This is a genomic window from Nonomuraea sp. NPDC003201 (assembly GCF_053590415.1).
The window spans coordinates 1-13644 of sequence record NZ_JBSFTC010000291.1; the positions used below are offsets into that span (position 1 = coordinate 1).

The 13644-nt window shown below is 70.7% G+C and carries 17 protein-coding genes; 8 read left to right on the top strand and 9 right to left on the bottom strand.

What is annotated here, in order from left to right; translation table 11 throughout:
* Positions 1–1093: HAMP domain-containing sensor histidine kinase (locus ACWDX9_RS50060; protein WP_449968353.1), on the top strand; the 1093-nt coding region annotated here is incomplete at its 5' end.
* A gap of 135 nt (positions 1094–1228) precedes the next feature.
* On the opposite strand, the gene ACWDX9_RS50065 is transcribed toward ACWDX9_RS50060, so the two are convergent.
* Entirely contained in the window at positions 1229–1486 is a 258-nt protein-coding gene (locus tag ACWDX9_RS50065; protein WP_449968398.1) for a hypothetical protein, read from the bottom strand.
* Between ACWDX9_RS50065 and ACWDX9_RS50070 the strand changes: the two genes are divergently transcribed.
* The 4 genes from ACWDX9_RS50070 (at position 1409) to tsaA (ending at position 3982) form a co-directional block, all read left to right on the top strand.
* On the top strand, positions 1409–1924 hold the full coding sequence (locus tag ACWDX9_RS50070; protein ID WP_449968395.1) for a CPBP family intramembrane glutamic endopeptidase: 516 nt from the start codon (positions 1409–1411) through the stop codon (positions 1922–1924). The two genes, ACWDX9_RS50065 and ACWDX9_RS50070, sit on opposite strands and share 78 nt — an antisense overlap.
* An 84-nt stretch (positions 1925–2008) precedes the next feature.
* Positions 2009–2956 (top strand): DUF1152 domain-containing protein, encoded by a 948-nt coding sequence (locus ACWDX9_RS50075; protein ID WP_449968356.1) that lies wholly within the window; start codon positions 2009–2011, stop codon positions 2954–2956.
* 57 nt (positions 2957–3013) lie between these two features.
* On the top strand, positions 3014–3562 hold the full coding sequence (locus ACWDX9_RS50080) for a helix-turn-helix domain-containing protein (RefSeq protein ID WP_449968359.1): 549 nt from the start codon (positions 3014–3016) through the stop codon (positions 3560–3562).
* Positions 3563–3577: 15 nt separating this feature from the next.
* Complete coding sequence (gene tsaA / locus ACWDX9_RS50085) at positions 3578–3982, top strand: tRNA (N6-threonylcarbamoyladenosine(37)-N6)-methyltransferase TrmO (RefSeq protein ID WP_449968362.1); 405 nt, start codon at positions 3578–3580, stop codon at positions 3980–3982.
* A 20-nt stretch (positions 3983–4002) separates the two neighbouring features.
* On the opposite strand, the gene ACWDX9_RS50090 is transcribed toward tsaA, so the two are convergent.
* From ACWDX9_RS50090 to ACWDX9_RS50110, 5 genes are all read right to left on the bottom strand, one after another.
* Positions 4003–4608, bottom strand: coding sequence for a response regulator transcription factor (locus ACWDX9_RS50090; protein WP_449968364.1), 606 nt, complete (start codon positions 4606–4608; stop codon positions 4003–4005).
* A complete protein-coding gene (locus ACWDX9_RS50095) occupies positions 4605–5750 on the bottom strand; it encodes a sensor histidine kinase (RefSeq protein WP_449968366.1) in 1146 nt (381 codons plus the stop codon). Before ACWDX9_RS50095 ends, ACWDX9_RS50090 begins: the two co-directional genes overlap by 4 nt.
* Entirely contained in the window at positions 5747–6760 is a 1014-nt protein-coding gene (locus ACWDX9_RS50100; protein ID WP_449968368.1) for a hypothetical protein, read from the bottom strand. The genes ACWDX9_RS50095 and ACWDX9_RS50100 overlap by 4 nt, the downstream gene beginning before the upstream one ends.
* 198 nt (positions 6761–6958) lie before the next feature.
* Positions 6959–7453 (bottom strand): SRPBCC family protein, encoded by a 495-nt coding sequence (locus ACWDX9_RS50105; protein ID WP_449968371.1) that lies wholly within the window; start codon positions 7451–7453, stop codon positions 6959–6961.
* Between the two features lie 130 nt (positions 7454–7583).
* Positions 7584–8534 (bottom strand): C39 family peptidase, encoded by a 951-nt coding sequence (locus tag ACWDX9_RS50110; RefSeq protein WP_449968373.1) that lies wholly within the window; start codon positions 8532–8534, stop codon positions 7584–7586.
* Positions 8535–8787: 253 nt separating this feature from the next.
* Here ACWDX9_RS50110 and ACWDX9_RS50115 point away from each other — a divergent pair, with 253 nt between their 5' ends.
* A complete protein-coding gene (locus ACWDX9_RS50115; protein WP_449968377.1) occupies positions 8788–9702 on the top strand; it encodes an MFS transporter in 915 nt (304 codons plus the stop codon).
* Between the two features lie 26 nt (positions 9703–9728).
* Here the strand turns inward: ACWDX9_RS50115 and ACWDX9_RS50120 are convergent, their stop codons facing one another.
* Positions 9729–10601 carry an NmrA/HSCARG family protein gene (locus ACWDX9_RS50120; RefSeq protein ID WP_449968380.1) on the bottom strand — a complete coding sequence of 291 codons (873 nt, stop codon included), beginning with the start codon at positions 10599–10601 and terminating at the stop codon, positions 9729–9731.
* Positions 10602–10680: 79 nt separating this feature from the next.
* Positions 10681–11466 carry a helix-turn-helix domain-containing protein gene (locus ACWDX9_RS50125; RefSeq protein WP_449968383.1) on the bottom strand — a complete coding sequence of 262 codons (786 nt, stop codon included), beginning with the start codon at positions 11464–11466 and terminating at the stop codon, positions 10681–10683.
* Positions 11467–11553: 87 nt separating this feature from the next.
* Here ACWDX9_RS50125 and ACWDX9_RS50130 point away from each other — a divergent pair, with 87 nt between their 5' ends.
* A complete protein-coding gene (locus ACWDX9_RS50130) occupies positions 11554–11952 on the top strand; it encodes a nuclear transport factor 2 family protein (protein WP_449968387.1) in 399 nt (132 codons plus the stop codon).
* A gap of 4 nt (positions 11953–11956) precedes the next feature.
* Here ACWDX9_RS50130 and ACWDX9_RS50135 read toward each other — a convergent pair whose 3' ends face one another.
* Entirely contained in the window at positions 11957–12976 is a 1020-nt protein-coding gene (locus ACWDX9_RS50135; RefSeq protein ID WP_449968390.1) for an aldo/keto reductase, read from the bottom strand.
* Between the two features lie 185 nt (positions 12977–13161).
* Here ACWDX9_RS50135 and ACWDX9_RS50140 point away from each other — a divergent pair.
* Positions 13162–13644: MerR family transcriptional regulator (locus ACWDX9_RS50140; RefSeq protein ID WP_449968393.1), on the top strand; the 483-nt coding region annotated here is incomplete at its 3' end.

A 13644-nucleotide genomic window follows, 5' to 3' on the forward strand; every position in this document is an offset into this window, starting at 1 on the left:
CGACCAGGCGGCCTCGGCGCGCACCGCGCTGGCCCAGCGCTTCCACCACGCCCGGACGCCCTGGCTGGCCGTGGCCCTTCCCGTCACCACCGCCGCACGCCCGCACGGCTCCCCGCCGCTCGTCGCCTACGCCTCCCTCTCCCTGGCCTCCCAGCAGCAGGACGTGGACAGCCTGGCGGCCGCCGCCCGCGCCGGAGCCCTCCCCGTCGCTCTGGCCTCCATCGTCCCCGCGCTGCTGGCCGCGCGCAGACTGCTGCGACCGGTACGGCGGCTGCGCGCGGCCGCGGAACAGATGGCGGGAGGCAGCCTGGACACCCGCGTGAGCGTCACCGGCGACGACGAACTCGCCGACCTCGGCCGCACCTTCAACACCATGGCGGCCACGCTCCAGGCCGACGCGGCCGCACTGCGCGACATGGAAGCGCGGGCGCGGCGGTTCGCCGCCGACGTCTCCCACGAGCTGCGTACGCCGCTGGCGGCCATGAGCGCTGTCACCGGAGTCCTCGACGCCGACGCCGCCTCCGGCCGCCTCGCGCCGCTCACCGCCGAGGCGCTGCAGCTGGTCTCCGACGAGACGCGCAAGCTCACCCGCCTCGTCGAGGACCTGATCGAGGTGTCCCGCTTCGACGCCGGCACCGCCGTACTGAATCTCGACGAGGTCGACCTGGGCGAGCTCATCGCCAAGACGCTCGATCTGCGGCACTGGCACGATCGGGTCCGCACCGACGTCCCCCCGGGCCTGCGCGTCCGCCTCGACCCGCGCCGGGTCGATGTCATCCTCGCCAACCTCGTCGGCAACGCGCTGCGGCACGGCGGCCCGGCGGTGTCGGTCCTCATCCAGGTCCAGTCCGGTGCCGACCGGATCGTCGTCACCGTCTCCGACGACGGGCCCGGCATCCCCGCCGACCTTCTGCCCCACGTCTTCGACCGGTTCACCAAAGGCGACGCCGCCCGTACCCGTACCGAGGGCAGCGGTCTGGGCCTGGCCATCGCCGCCGAGAACGCGCGCCTGCACGGCGGCACCCTCACCGCTGCCAACGCCCCTCACGGCGGAGCCATCCTGGCCCTCGCCCTCCCCCGGACCTCACCCTGAACTCGTCCCATCCCCTGTGAGAGCTATCCCGAATGTCCCTTCCGGTGGGATGGCATGGCCCGCTCCGTTCCCTAGCCTCCCTTCTGCCGCAGGATCACTGCGGAGACCCGAACGGAAGGATCCGCCATGGCTCTGTCACAGGCCGCCTCCTCCACGGGCCGGCGCCGGCTCCGCGCGTTCCGGTTGCCCGTGCTGCTGGTCGCGATGTTCGGTGGCCTGCGGGAGGTGTCCCGGGGCTCCTTCGGCGGGTTCGTCGGCACCGCCGGCATGATGGCGAGCGTCGCGGTCGCCGAGGAACTCCTGTTCCGCGGGGTCCTGTTCCGCATCGTGGAGGAACATACCGGCACCGTGATCACCCTGGTCGTGTCCGCCGTGCTGTTCGGCGCGACGCATCTGGTCAACGTCAACGCCACGCTGTGGGGAACGCTCTCGCTCGCCCTGACGGGAGGGACCATGACGGCCGCGGCCCACGTCGCGACCCGCTCGCTGTGGTTGCCGATCAGCCTTCACTTCGCCACCGCCCGCGCCGGGCCGTGGCTCACGCCGGCTCGGATTCGTCCTCGAAGACGAAGTAGATGCTCAGGACGTACGGTTCTGCTTCACCGGTCGCGTAGTCCCACGAGACGTCCACCAGAAATACGTTGTGAGCCCCCACCCACTCCTGGGCCTTGCCGAACGCTTCCGCGGCGGTCCGTGCGGGGAACAGCAACCTGGCCATCGGATGGACTTGGGAGTCGGCATCGGAGTCGTCGAAGTCCGCCGGAACGTCGAGACGCAAATCGGGCTTCATGCCCCGCACTCTGCCACATTGATCGCAGCGCCCGCCGATGAACGGCCCCGAACCCCGGGCCGACGCCTGCGGCGCGAGCGATTACGGGACGCTGATCGTGCTGTCCACAGTGCAAGATGTGATGCATGTTCGGATCGCCCCTGTCCACCCGGCTTGAGCGTTGCAGCCGGATCCTCGTCGCCGGCGCAGGCGGAGGTTCCGACGTGTACGCCGGGTTACCCCTCGCCCTGACCCTCCGGGAGGCCGGCAAGGAGGTGCACCTGGCGAACCTGTCGTTCAGCCACCTCGACGCGCTCGACCTCGACGTCTGGCTGTTCGAGGACGTCGCGGAGATACGCCCGGACACCGAGGCCCGCGACTGGTACTTCCCCGAGGGCTGCCTGGCCCGCTGGCTGGCCACGCACGGCCAGCCGTCGACCGTGTACGCCTTCCCCAAGGTCGGCGTCCGCCCGCTGCAGGCCGCGTACGCCAAGCTCGCCGCGCACCTCGACCTGGACGCGGTCGTCCTGGTGGACGGCGGTACCGACATCCTCATGCGCGGCGACGAGGCCGGTCTCGGCACACCGGCCGACGACATGACGAGCCTGGCCGCCGCCCACGCCCTCGACGTCCCCGAGAAGATCGTGGCCTGCCTGGGCTTCGGGGTGGACGCCTATCACGGCGTCAACCACGCACAGGTCCTGGAGAACCTGGCAGCCCTGGAGCGCGACGGCGCCTACCTGGGCGCGTTCTCCGTCTCCAGGTCCACGAAGGCGGGCGCGCTCTACCTCGACGCCGTCGCCCACGCCCAGGCCGAGCTGCCGGCGTACCCGAGCATCGTGAACGGCTCGATCGCGGCGGCCGTGCGCGGCGAGTTCGGGGATGTGCGCTTCACCGAAAGGACCAAGGGCAGCGAGCTGTTCGTCAATCCGCTGATGGCCATCTACTTCGCCGTGGACCTCGACGCGCTGGCCCGGCGCTCGCTCTACCTGGACCGGCTCCGGGACACCGTGCTCATGCGCCAGGTCCACTCCGTCATCGAGGCGTTCCGCGACGAGGTGACGCCCCGCCCGCCGAAGGCGTTCCCGCACTAGAGATAGCCACCGTTCTCGTGTTTGTGTAATGGTGGCACAGCATGAGACCGTTGCGAGGTGGACACCCTGGAACTGCTGGCGCATCCGGTACGGCTGCGGATCGTGCACGCGATGCGCGGAGGGCGCGAACTCACCACCGCTCAACTGTGCGCCCGCATCCCCGACAGCTCGAAGGCCATGATCTACCGGCACGTCGACCTGCTCGCGGCCAACGGAATCCTGGAGGTGGCCGACGAGCGGCGCGTGCGCGGCGCGGTGGAACGCCGCTACCGGCTACGCCTTGACCGGGTCATCGTGGACGCCGACGCGGCGGCGGCGCTGTCGCCCGACGACCACCGGCGCGTGTTCGCCACGTCGATGGCCGTGCTGGTGGCCGAGTTCAACGCCTACCTCGATCGCGACAACGCCGAGCCGGCCGCGGACCTGGTCGGCTACCGGCAGCACGCCGTCTGGCTCAACCGCGACGAACTGGAGAATATGATCATCGAGCTGCGGCGCGTGATCCTGCCCCTGCTGGCCAACGAGCCGACACCGGATCGCGCGCAGTACCTGCTCAGCCCGGTTTTCTTCCCTATCGAACAAGCGTCCGCGACCGAGACCGAGTGAGAGGATCCAGGACCCTTGACCGAATACACGCTGCGCCCGATCGGGCGCGTCGAGTCGACGCTGACCGATCGGGCGGCGGCGCCCCGGCAGCCCGATGAGGGAGCGCCCGACGCCTGGCTCGTCTTCGACGATCGGTACGCCCCCGCCCTGGACGGCCTGATCCCGGGCGCCGACGTCCTGCTGCTCACCTGGCTCGACCGCGCCGACCGCGACACGCTCACCGTGCACCCGCGCGGCGACACCACCCGGCCGCTCTCCGGCGTCTTCGCCACCCGCGCGCCCGACCGTCCCAACCCGATCGGCCTGCACGTCGTCCACATCCTCGCCATCGACGGCGCGCGCGTCCACGTCAGCAACCTCGAAGCCCTCGACGCGACCCCGATCCTGGACGTCAAACCCCTCCTCACCCCCGACCGCTGACAGCCCGAGCACTGACATGTCTAGAGCCAGCCGGCGTCGCGAGATATGCGGATGGCGTCGATGCGGTTGCGCCCGCCCACCTTGCTGATCGCGTTCGACAGGTAGTTGCGCACCGTGGCCTGCGAGAGCGAGAGCTGGGTGGCGATCTGGGCGACGCGGTTGCCGCTCGCCGCGGCGCGCAGCACCTCGGTCTCGCGGGCCGTCAGCGGGCTGCTGCCGGTCTCGAGAGCGGCGGCGACGAGCTCGGGGTCGATCACCCGCTCCCCCGCCGCGATGCGCCTGATCCCGTCCGTGAGGGTCTGCGCCGGGGCGTCCTTCACGATGAAGCCCTTGACGTGCACCTTCAGCGCGCGCAGCAGGTTGCCCGGCTGGCTGAGCCCCGTGAGCACGAGAGTGCGGCAGTCGGGAAGCTGCGCGAACAGTTGCTCGGCCGCCGACAGCCCGTCCAGACCCGGCATGTCGATGTCCAGCACCGCGACGTCGGGGCGTACCCGCAGCGCGGCGTCCAGCACCTCGTCCCCGCGCTCGATCTCGGCGACCACCTCCATGTCGTCCTCCAGCGACAGCAACGCGACCAGCGCGGACCTGATCATGTGCATGTCCTCGGCGATCAGCACGCGGATCACGCGACCTCCTCGGGAACCTCGACCGACAGCCGGAACCGGCCGTCACGGACACCGGCCTCGGACGAGCCGGACACGGCTTCGGCCCGCTCGGCCACTCCGGCGAGTCCGGAGCCGCTCCCAAGGCCGGCGGCGCCGCGGACGCCGTCGTTGACGATCTCCAGCCGTATTCTCCCGTGCTGCCGGGAAAGCGTGATGGCGCAGGAGCCGGCCTCGCTGTGGCGCAGCAGGTTCGTGGTGCCCTCTCTGACGGCCCAGGCCAGGGCGCTCTGCGCGGACGCGGGCAGCGAGCGCAGGTCGGCCACGTCGAGCCGGGTCTCCACGCCTGCGGCGCCGAGCAGGGCCGCGGCCCCGTCGATCTCCGTACGCAGCGACACGGCGTGCTGGTCCCGCGTGATCGCCCGTACGTCGTGCAGCGCGTCGCGGGCCACGCCGGTCAGGCTCTCGATCTCGGCGCGGGCGGCGACGGCGTCCCTGGTGAGCAGCCGCAGCGCCAGGTCGCCCTTGAGGGCGATCGCCGACAGGCTCTGGCCGAGCAGGTCGTGCAGGTCGCGCGAGACCCGGATCCGCTCCTCGCCGACGGCGGTCGCGGCCAGCTCGGTACGGGCGGCGTCCAGCTCGTTCAGCAGCCGGACCAGCCGGGCGCCACCGACCAGAGCCGCGGCGTACAGGCCGGTGACGACCACCGCGTACAGGCCGAGGAGGACGGCCTGCGGGATCGTGCCCTGGCTCTGCAGCATCGTCAGCACCTCCCTCGTGGCGTTGGCCGTCAACTGCAGCGTGGCGGCCGCCGCCAGCACCCACCCGCCGCGCAGCAAGGTCATCATCGAGGCGAGTGCGAAGATCCCGAGGGCTTCCCAGTTGGAGCCGAGCCACCAGATCGGCAGGTCCGCGAGCAGCACCAGCGCCGCGAGGCTCCAGGGCCAGCCCGCGGGACGCTCGCCCCGGGCCGCCGCGAGGCTGTGCCGCAGCTGGATCGCGCCGGCCGCGGCGGCCCCCAGGATCGCGGCGACCGGGTTGCCGGGCGGGCCGTCCATGCCGAGGATCGTGTAGACCGGCACCTGCAGGGTCAGCGGCACGTGCAGGGCGATCAGCGGCCAGTGCGGGTGCCGCAGCACCCAGCGGGGCGGGATGGACGCGGTCATGCCGGTATCTCGATCGTCTCGGTGGCCTCGCCGGTGCGCAGCTCCAGCCGAAGGCGGCCATCCGTGGAGGTCACCGCGATCGTGCAGGAGGGTACGGCGTCGGCGCGCAGCAGCCGGGTGACCGTCGCGCGCAGCGCGGCCCTGGACTGCGGGGCGATGGCGTCGGGGACGCCGGCGCGCGGAATTTCGAGGCGGGTCTCGATGCCGGCCGCGGCCAGCAGGGTCGTGGCGGTCTCCAGCTCGGCGCGCAACGACGGCTGACGGTAGCCGCGTACGCGCTGCCTGGCGTCGGCGAGCGTACGTCTGGAGTCGTCGGCGAGCGCGGCCAGCTCGTCCGACAGGCCCTCGGGCGCGGCTCCCCCGAGCCTGCGCCCGGCCTGTTCGCCGCGCACCGCGATCGACTCCAGCGCGCGGCCGAGGCTCCGGCGCAGATCGTCGTCGAGGCGGCGGCGTTCCTGCGCCACGGCCTGCTGGGCGAGCAGTTCCCTGGCCGCCCGCAGCCGTGTCAGCGCGGCGGGGAGCCAGACCAGCAGCAGCAGCGCCGCGCTCCCGCCCAGCACCGAGAACAGCAGCCACGGCGCCGTCGTCCACGGCAGCCCCAGCGCGTAGGCGATCGGCGCCGCCGCGGCCGCCACCGTCACGTACACGAGGTACGACCACGGCGCCGGCAGCACCAGCAGCGCCGACACCACCAGGGCCGCGTACGACCGCGGCCACATGTTCCCGGCCAAGGGAGTGACGCCGAGGATGACGGCGGCCATCACGGCGAAGGTCCAGACGCCGGCCGGTGGCCGCCGCGCGTGTGCCGCGTACCAGACATGGCGCAGGTGCAGCGGCAGGTACGTCACCACCGCCGCGAGGCTCCACAGCCCCGTGCGGGTGTCGTTGCCCATGTAGCCGAACGCCAGCATCACCTGCACCACCGGCAGCAGGGCGCTGCAGGCGACCGCGCCGACCGGCGCCAGCCGGACGATGCGGTCGGATCGCCACAGCTCCGCCAATCCTCCCACCGCCCGTCCTCGCGTCCTGGCTGACCAGAGTAGAGGCCGCGGCCGGGTGCCGGATCCGGCACGGGTGGGAGTCCTGGACGGGCCGGCGCGCCGGCGACCTGGATCCGCTCCGATCGTGCGGCGGCGGAGGGGTGGGGCGAGAGCGGCGGTGTCGTGGCTGTTCAGGGGGAGACGATGCGCACCACGAGCGTGACAGGATCAGACTTCTCCGGCGTCGATGACCCGGCCGAGGTTGTCCAGCTCGTTGCCGCGGCCGGCCGTCAGTCGCTGGGTCCACTCCTCGTCGTGCATCGCGTCCATGGTCATGACGACGTGGACACCGTCGCCGGAGGGCCGGATCTCGACCACGGTGAGGAAGTCGTACGGCTCCACCCCCGGGATGAAGTCGGCCAGCGAGGTGTAGGAGAGCCGCGTGGGCTCGTCCACCTCGACGAAGGTCTTGCGCGACTCGGTGCTCAGCGGCAGCCCGGCGCCCTCCATGAACGCGATCTGCTCGGGCGCGGTCGCGGTCATCGTGTAGATCAGCTCGCCGCCGGGCCGCAGTTCCAGCTTCCCGACGTTCACGGTGAAGCCGTCGGGCGACCACCAGGACTCGATGCCGGCGCTGGTGGTCCACAGGCGCCACACGTGCTCGGGCGTGGTCGCGTAGGTGCGCTCGATCCGGACGGTCTTGGCCACGGGTGAGACGGTCATGAATGCTCCCTTTGAGGTGGGGTTACGCGAACGATCCTCCTCGTGAGGGCCCGTAGCAGACAGATGTAAATGTCACGAGACAGATGATGAGTTTCGGACCGGCCGGGCGGTGCGCCCGGCCGGCCGGGTCTCATGACGAGATCGCCCAGATGCTGTCGCTCAACTCCGCGCCCAGCGCCGCGTGGTAGAGCTGGTCGACGGTGAGGTTCTCCTCCCGCGAGGCGCCCGGGTCCCACACCTTGAAGTTGTCGGGCACCCACGGCCAGAAACCCGGCTCCGACCACTCGTGGCCGCCGAACCCGTGGATGACGACGTAGTGCCGGATGCCCCCGGGGGCGTCGGGTGACCAGGGCAGCTGACCCGGCTTGACCAGCACCGCCACGGGCCTGCCCCGCGACAGCGACTTCACGATGACCTCCAGCCCGCGGATCCTGGGCAGCCCGCTGGCGGCGGCCTCATAGTCGCCGTAGGGGAAGTCCTGCGGCACGTACGCGTTGATGCCGGTCTTCATCATCCACGGCATCGTCCCGAACCTGGTGGTCTCCATCTTGTCCGCCAGGGTGGACTGCGAGGGCGCGGAGACGCCCATGGTGGCGATGATCGTCTGGGCGGCCGCGGGCCCGCACCAGTTCGAGTTCTCTTGCTGCTTGCCCGAGAGCTGCATGTCCAGGGCGCGGATGGGCGTCATCCACGCGCCGGCGATGCCGACGTCCGCGTCGGCCACCACGTACGTACGCCTGAGGGCGGTGAACCCGGTGTAGCAGGCCCGGCTGGCGTTCGTGGTCATCGTGGGGCACGAGTCGGTGATCGTCGGGCCGCCGCCGCCGAACGCGAGCCGCAGGTTGACCTGGAAGTTCGTGTACGCCCCCGGATTGACGAAGGCGATGGCGCGTACCTGGGTGCGGGCGTAGTTGAACTCCAGGCACACCTGGTAGGCGGTGCCGTTGTACGTCCGGGTGTCGCTGCAGGTCCGGTTGGCCGCAGGCGGATACTCGTGCCAGATCCCGGCCTGAGCGGGAAGTGCCGGCATGGCGACGAGCGCGAGGGTCGCTCCGGTGAGGAGCGAGAGTAATGCCGACATCAGTCTTTTCACAGGCTCACACCCTTGACGTCATGGGATCGGCGGCCCGCGGACGGCACTCGGGACGCTCAATCATGCTCACTTACGGCCCTGACCGTAACCTTGCGCGCGAGGGTGGTCAAGAGCTGATGTCGAGCATCGACTTCACTTACGGCCCACACCCTTATTCACAGCAGGCCGCCGTCCGACGGCTCGGCCGCACTGAGGCGCAGTCGAGCAGGCCCGGGAAGCGGTCGCTCAGATCGCCGGCCGGGTGGTGCAGGGCATCGGGGCCGCGGCGCCGAGCCCCGCCTCGCTGGCCCTGCACGCCGCCGCGTATCCCGCTCCGCAGGAACGGGTCAAGGCGATCGGGCTGTGGGCCGGATTCAGCGGGATCGGCCTGGCCGCCGGACCGTTGGCCGGCGGCATCCTGGTGGACGCCTTCGGCTGGCCCGCCATCTTCCTCGTCAACGTGCCCATCGGCGCGATCCTGCTGCTGGTCGGGATGCGCGTCCTGAGCGAGTCCCGCAATCCGAACGCGCCGGCGATCGACCTCCCGGGGACGGTCCTGAACGTGCTGGGCGTGGGGGCGCTGACCTTCGGGCTGATCGAGGGCGGCTCCCGTGGCTGGACCTCGCCGGTGATCCCGGGCACCCTCGCCGCCGCGGTGGCGATCCTCGCCGTCTTCGTCGTCGTCGAACGACGTGGCGCGACGCCGATGCTGCCGCTGCGGCTGTTCACGGTGTCCAACACGGCGATGGTCGTGGTGGGCTTCGCGCTCATGGGTTCGTCCTTCTTCTTCTCCCAGTTCTTCGTGCACGCGAACACCGGTTACGGGAACGTGTGGTGGCGGCTGGCCATCGTCGGCGTCGGTTTCGCCCTGACCATGTCCCCGCTGACCGGCGCCGCCATCCAGGCGGTCAGCCCGCAGGAGAACGGCCTCGCGTCGGGCATCAGCAGCACCACCCGGCAGATCGGCGCGGTGCTCGGCGTGGCGGTGCTCGGAGCCGTCGTCCGCACCCGGGAGGTCGGCGGCGCGTCCTTCGAGTCCGGCCTCGACAGCGCCTTCGTCGCGGCCGGCGTCGTCACCCTGGACGGCGCCGTGTTCACCGGCTTGTGGCTGGTGAGGTCCAGGCCCGCGGAAGTCTCCGCGCCGCAGGCACCCACCGTCACGACACCGTCCGGATGAGCCGTCAGCCGGCCCCGGTCAGGGATCTAACCTGCGAGGACTCTGTCCCAGTCGACCGTCTTGGCCCACTCGGCATAGCTGTGCCATCGCACGGCGGGGTACGTGGCGTGCAGGGTCTCGATGTCGAGGAAGTCGGTGTTGTTCTCGAAGCTCTCGAACATCGTGGCCACCTCCTCGCCGGCCCACTGCCGCACCATGTCCAGCGGCAGTTGCTGGTACGGAATCTCCCGGCCCAGCACCTCGCTCAGGATCCGGGCCGCCTCCTGCCCGCTGACGCGGTCGGAGGCGATGTCGATCCGCTCGCCGACGAGCTCATCGGGGTTCTCGATCGCGTGTACGGCCAGACCGGCGATGTCCAGGACGCTCACCTGGTCGAGCGGCTTGCCGGGAGTCAGCGGGTTGGCGAGGATGCCGTCGCCGAGTCGGCTGAAGCCGAGGTTGAGCGCGTTCTCCATGAAGTACAGCGGGCCGAGCACCGTCGCGCGCACCGGCTGCTCGCGTAAATACGCCTCGATGAGCTGCTTGCTGTCGGCGTGGCCGACGTTGGTGGCCTCCAGCCGGTCGCCGCCCCGTACGGAGGAGTACACCAGGTGGGCGTCGAGGCGGGCGACGGTGTCGACGAGCAGGCGTCCCTGCGCCACCTCCTCGTCCTTGCCGCCCTCGCCGAACGGCACCGAGAGGCCGAAAACCGCGTCGGCGTCCGTACAGGCCCGCTGGAGCGCGTCGGGATCGGCGAGGTCACCGGCGGCGAGCCGCGCCCCCTGAGCAGAAAGCGCCTTCGCGGCCGGGGACTCCTCCGAGCGCACGTACGCCACCACCTCGTGACCGCGCCGCAGAAGCAGGTCGGCGACGGCGCCGCCCTGCCTGCCGGTGGCGCCGATGACGACGATTTTGGTCATGACAAACGTCTCCATGGCTGGGATGAAAGGGGATCCAGAACATGCGGGCGCGCCGCCCGCGATCAGCAATTCTGGGATCTCAACCGCGGTTGAGGTCAAGCGCGACGAGGTTCGTGAAGTAGGCGGCGCTCTCCGCGTCCTCCGGGTAGTACGACTCGATCGCGACCTCGTCCAGCGTGATGTCCATCGGGGTGCCGAACGTCGTGGTGGTCGAGAACAGCCGCAGTTCCCGCCCACCGAAGTTGAAGATCATCGGGATCACGACCTCGGACTCGATCGCGTGGCTCATGTCCTCGGAGCCGGGCGCCAGCAGCTCCTCGTAGAGCGCGGTGAGCTCGGGGTCGGGAGCGGCGGCGAGCTGGCGCGCGATCCGGGTACGGAGCACCACGCGCATCTCGGCCAGATTGACGATCCGAGGGGCGAGCCCGCGCGGGTCCAGTCCCAGGCGCAGCATGTTGATCGGCGGCCGCAGCAGGTCGGGGGCGACGTCCGCGAGGAACGGGTCGAGAGCGCGATTGGTCATCACGATGTTCCACCGGCGGTCGATGACCAGCGCCGGGTACGGCTCGTGCGCGCGGAGCACCCTCTCGACCGCGTCCCAGGCCGCCGACAGCGCGTCCCCGTCGAGCGGCCGCTCGGCGTAGCGGGGTGCGAAGCCGGCGGCCAGCAACAGCCGGTTGCGCTCACGCAACGGCACCTCGAGCTGATCCGCGAGCCGGAGGATCATGTCGGCGCTCGGGTTGGACTTGCCCGTCTCCACCAGGCTGACGTGACGAGCCGAGACGTCGGCGGCGATCGCGAGATCGAGCTGGCTGATTCGCCGGCGATGCCGCCACTGCCGCAACAGCTCCCCGACCGTGTACATGCCCGTCGATGCTACTCCTCGTGGCGCCGGACGCCATGAAATGCGAGTTCATCGACAACCGTGGGCAACGGCCGAAACACTGCCGCCATGACTACGCGGAACCTGACCACAGACAACAAGAGCATCGTCCAGCGGGCGCTGACTGCACTGGTCGCGACGGGCGACGTCGATGCGCTCGCGCCGTTGCTGAGCGAGGACTTCGTCCATCACCGGCCGGGTCCGACCTCGTCGACCAAGGCGGAATGGCTCGCCGCCGTACGCGCCGCGCTCGTCCCGCTCGCCGGCATGCAGGTCGAGATCCATCACGTGCTGGCCGAGGGTGATCACGTCGTCATGTACTCGCGGCGCCGGCTCCCCGGTGCCGGGCCAGAGATCGCGGTCGTCGACATCTGGCGGTTGGACGACGGGCTGATCGCCGAGGCGTGGGAGATCATCGAGCCGGTGGCCCAGGTGGCCGCCAACCTGGTGTGGTGGGAGGCCCCCTGAGCGATCAGCGGCGGCGTAGCGACGGGTCGAGCAGGGAGGGCGGGGTGTCGTACTTCTCGTCCGGGGCCAGGTCGACGCCGGGCGCGACGATCGTGTCGATGGCGTCGAGCACGTCGGCGGAGAGCACCGTGTCGGCGGCGGCGAGGTGCGAGCGCAGGTGGTCCAGCGTGCGGGGGCCGATGATCGCGCTGGTCACGGCCGGGTGCGCGGTCACGAAACCGAGCGCGAGCTGGATCATCGTCAGCCCGGCCGCGTCGGCGACCTTCGCCAGTCGCTCGACCGCGTCGAGCCTGGCGCGGTTGGACGGGATGGAGGTGTCGAACCGCCGTGGCATGAACGCCGAGCGGTTGGTGGCGATCTCCCGGCCCTCCCGGATCGCGCCCGACAGCCAGCCCGAGGCCAGCGGGCTCCACACCAGCACACCGAGCCCATACTCCTCGGTCACGGGCAGGACGTGGCTCTCGATCCCGCGCTGCAGGATCGAGTAGCTGGGCTGCTCGGTGACGTAGCGGCTCAGGTGGTGTTCGCGGGCGGCCCATTGGGCCTGGACGACGCGGTGGGCGGGGAAGGTCGAGGAGCCGAAGTAGCGGATCTTCCCCGCGCGCTGCAGGTCGGTCAGGGCCGACAGCGTCTCCTCGTCGCTGGTCGTCGGGTCCCACCGGTGGATCTGGTAGAGATCGACATGGTCGACGCCGAGGCGGCGCAGGCTGTTGTCCAGCTCGGTGACCAGCCAGCGGCGCGAGCCGCCCTGATGGTTGCGCTCCTCGCCCATCGGCATGCCCGCCTTCGTGGCCAGCACGATGTCGTCGCGGCGGCCGGCGATGGCCTTGCCGACCATCTCCTCCGACTCGCCGTCGCTGTACATGTCGGCGGTGTCGATGAGGTTGATCCCGGCTTCGAGGGCGGCGTCGACGATGGCGGTGGCGTCGTCCTGGGTGGTGCGTCCGATCCTGCCGAAGTTCATCGCGCCGAGCACGAGGGAGCTGACCTGCACACCGGTACGACCCAAGGTGCGGTACTGCATGACTCTGTTTCCTCCTGATATAAACGGAACCGTGTTCCGATAAAGATAGGGAATGTGGTTCCGTTTTGGCAACTTGCCTGTGCTGTGCATGCGGAACTGGTTTCCGAAAAGCGCGGTGTTGACCTTCCCCTAGGGTGAAGCCGCAGCATCGTCGGTACCGGCCACGGGGGCCGGGACGAGGAGGAATGGTGCGGCTGCTGACGATCGGGGCGTTCGCTCGGGCCGCGCGGTTGTCGCCGAAGGCCCTGCGGCTCTACGACCAGCTCGGGTTGCTGCGACCGGCCGCGGTGGACGGCGAGTCCGGATACCGGTTCTACGATCCGGGGCAGCTGGAGCGGGCCCGGTTGATCGCCTGGCTGCGGCGGCTGGGCATGCCGCTGGCGCGCATCCGGCGGGTGTGCGACCTGCCGGCGGGCGCGGCGGCCGAGGAGATCGCCGGCTACTGGGAGCAGGTGCTGGCCGAGACCGCCGCCCGTGGAGAGCTGGCCACGTTCCTCGTCGACTATCTGTCGGGGAGGGGAAGCACCGTGGAAGAGACGGCGACGATGCTGGGGATCCGTTACGCGGCCCGGTCGGAGTCGGGCCTGGTGCGTACGAGCAACCAGGACACCGCCTACGCCGGCCCCCGGTTGCTGGCGGTGGCCGACGGGGCCGGCGGCTCGGGCGGG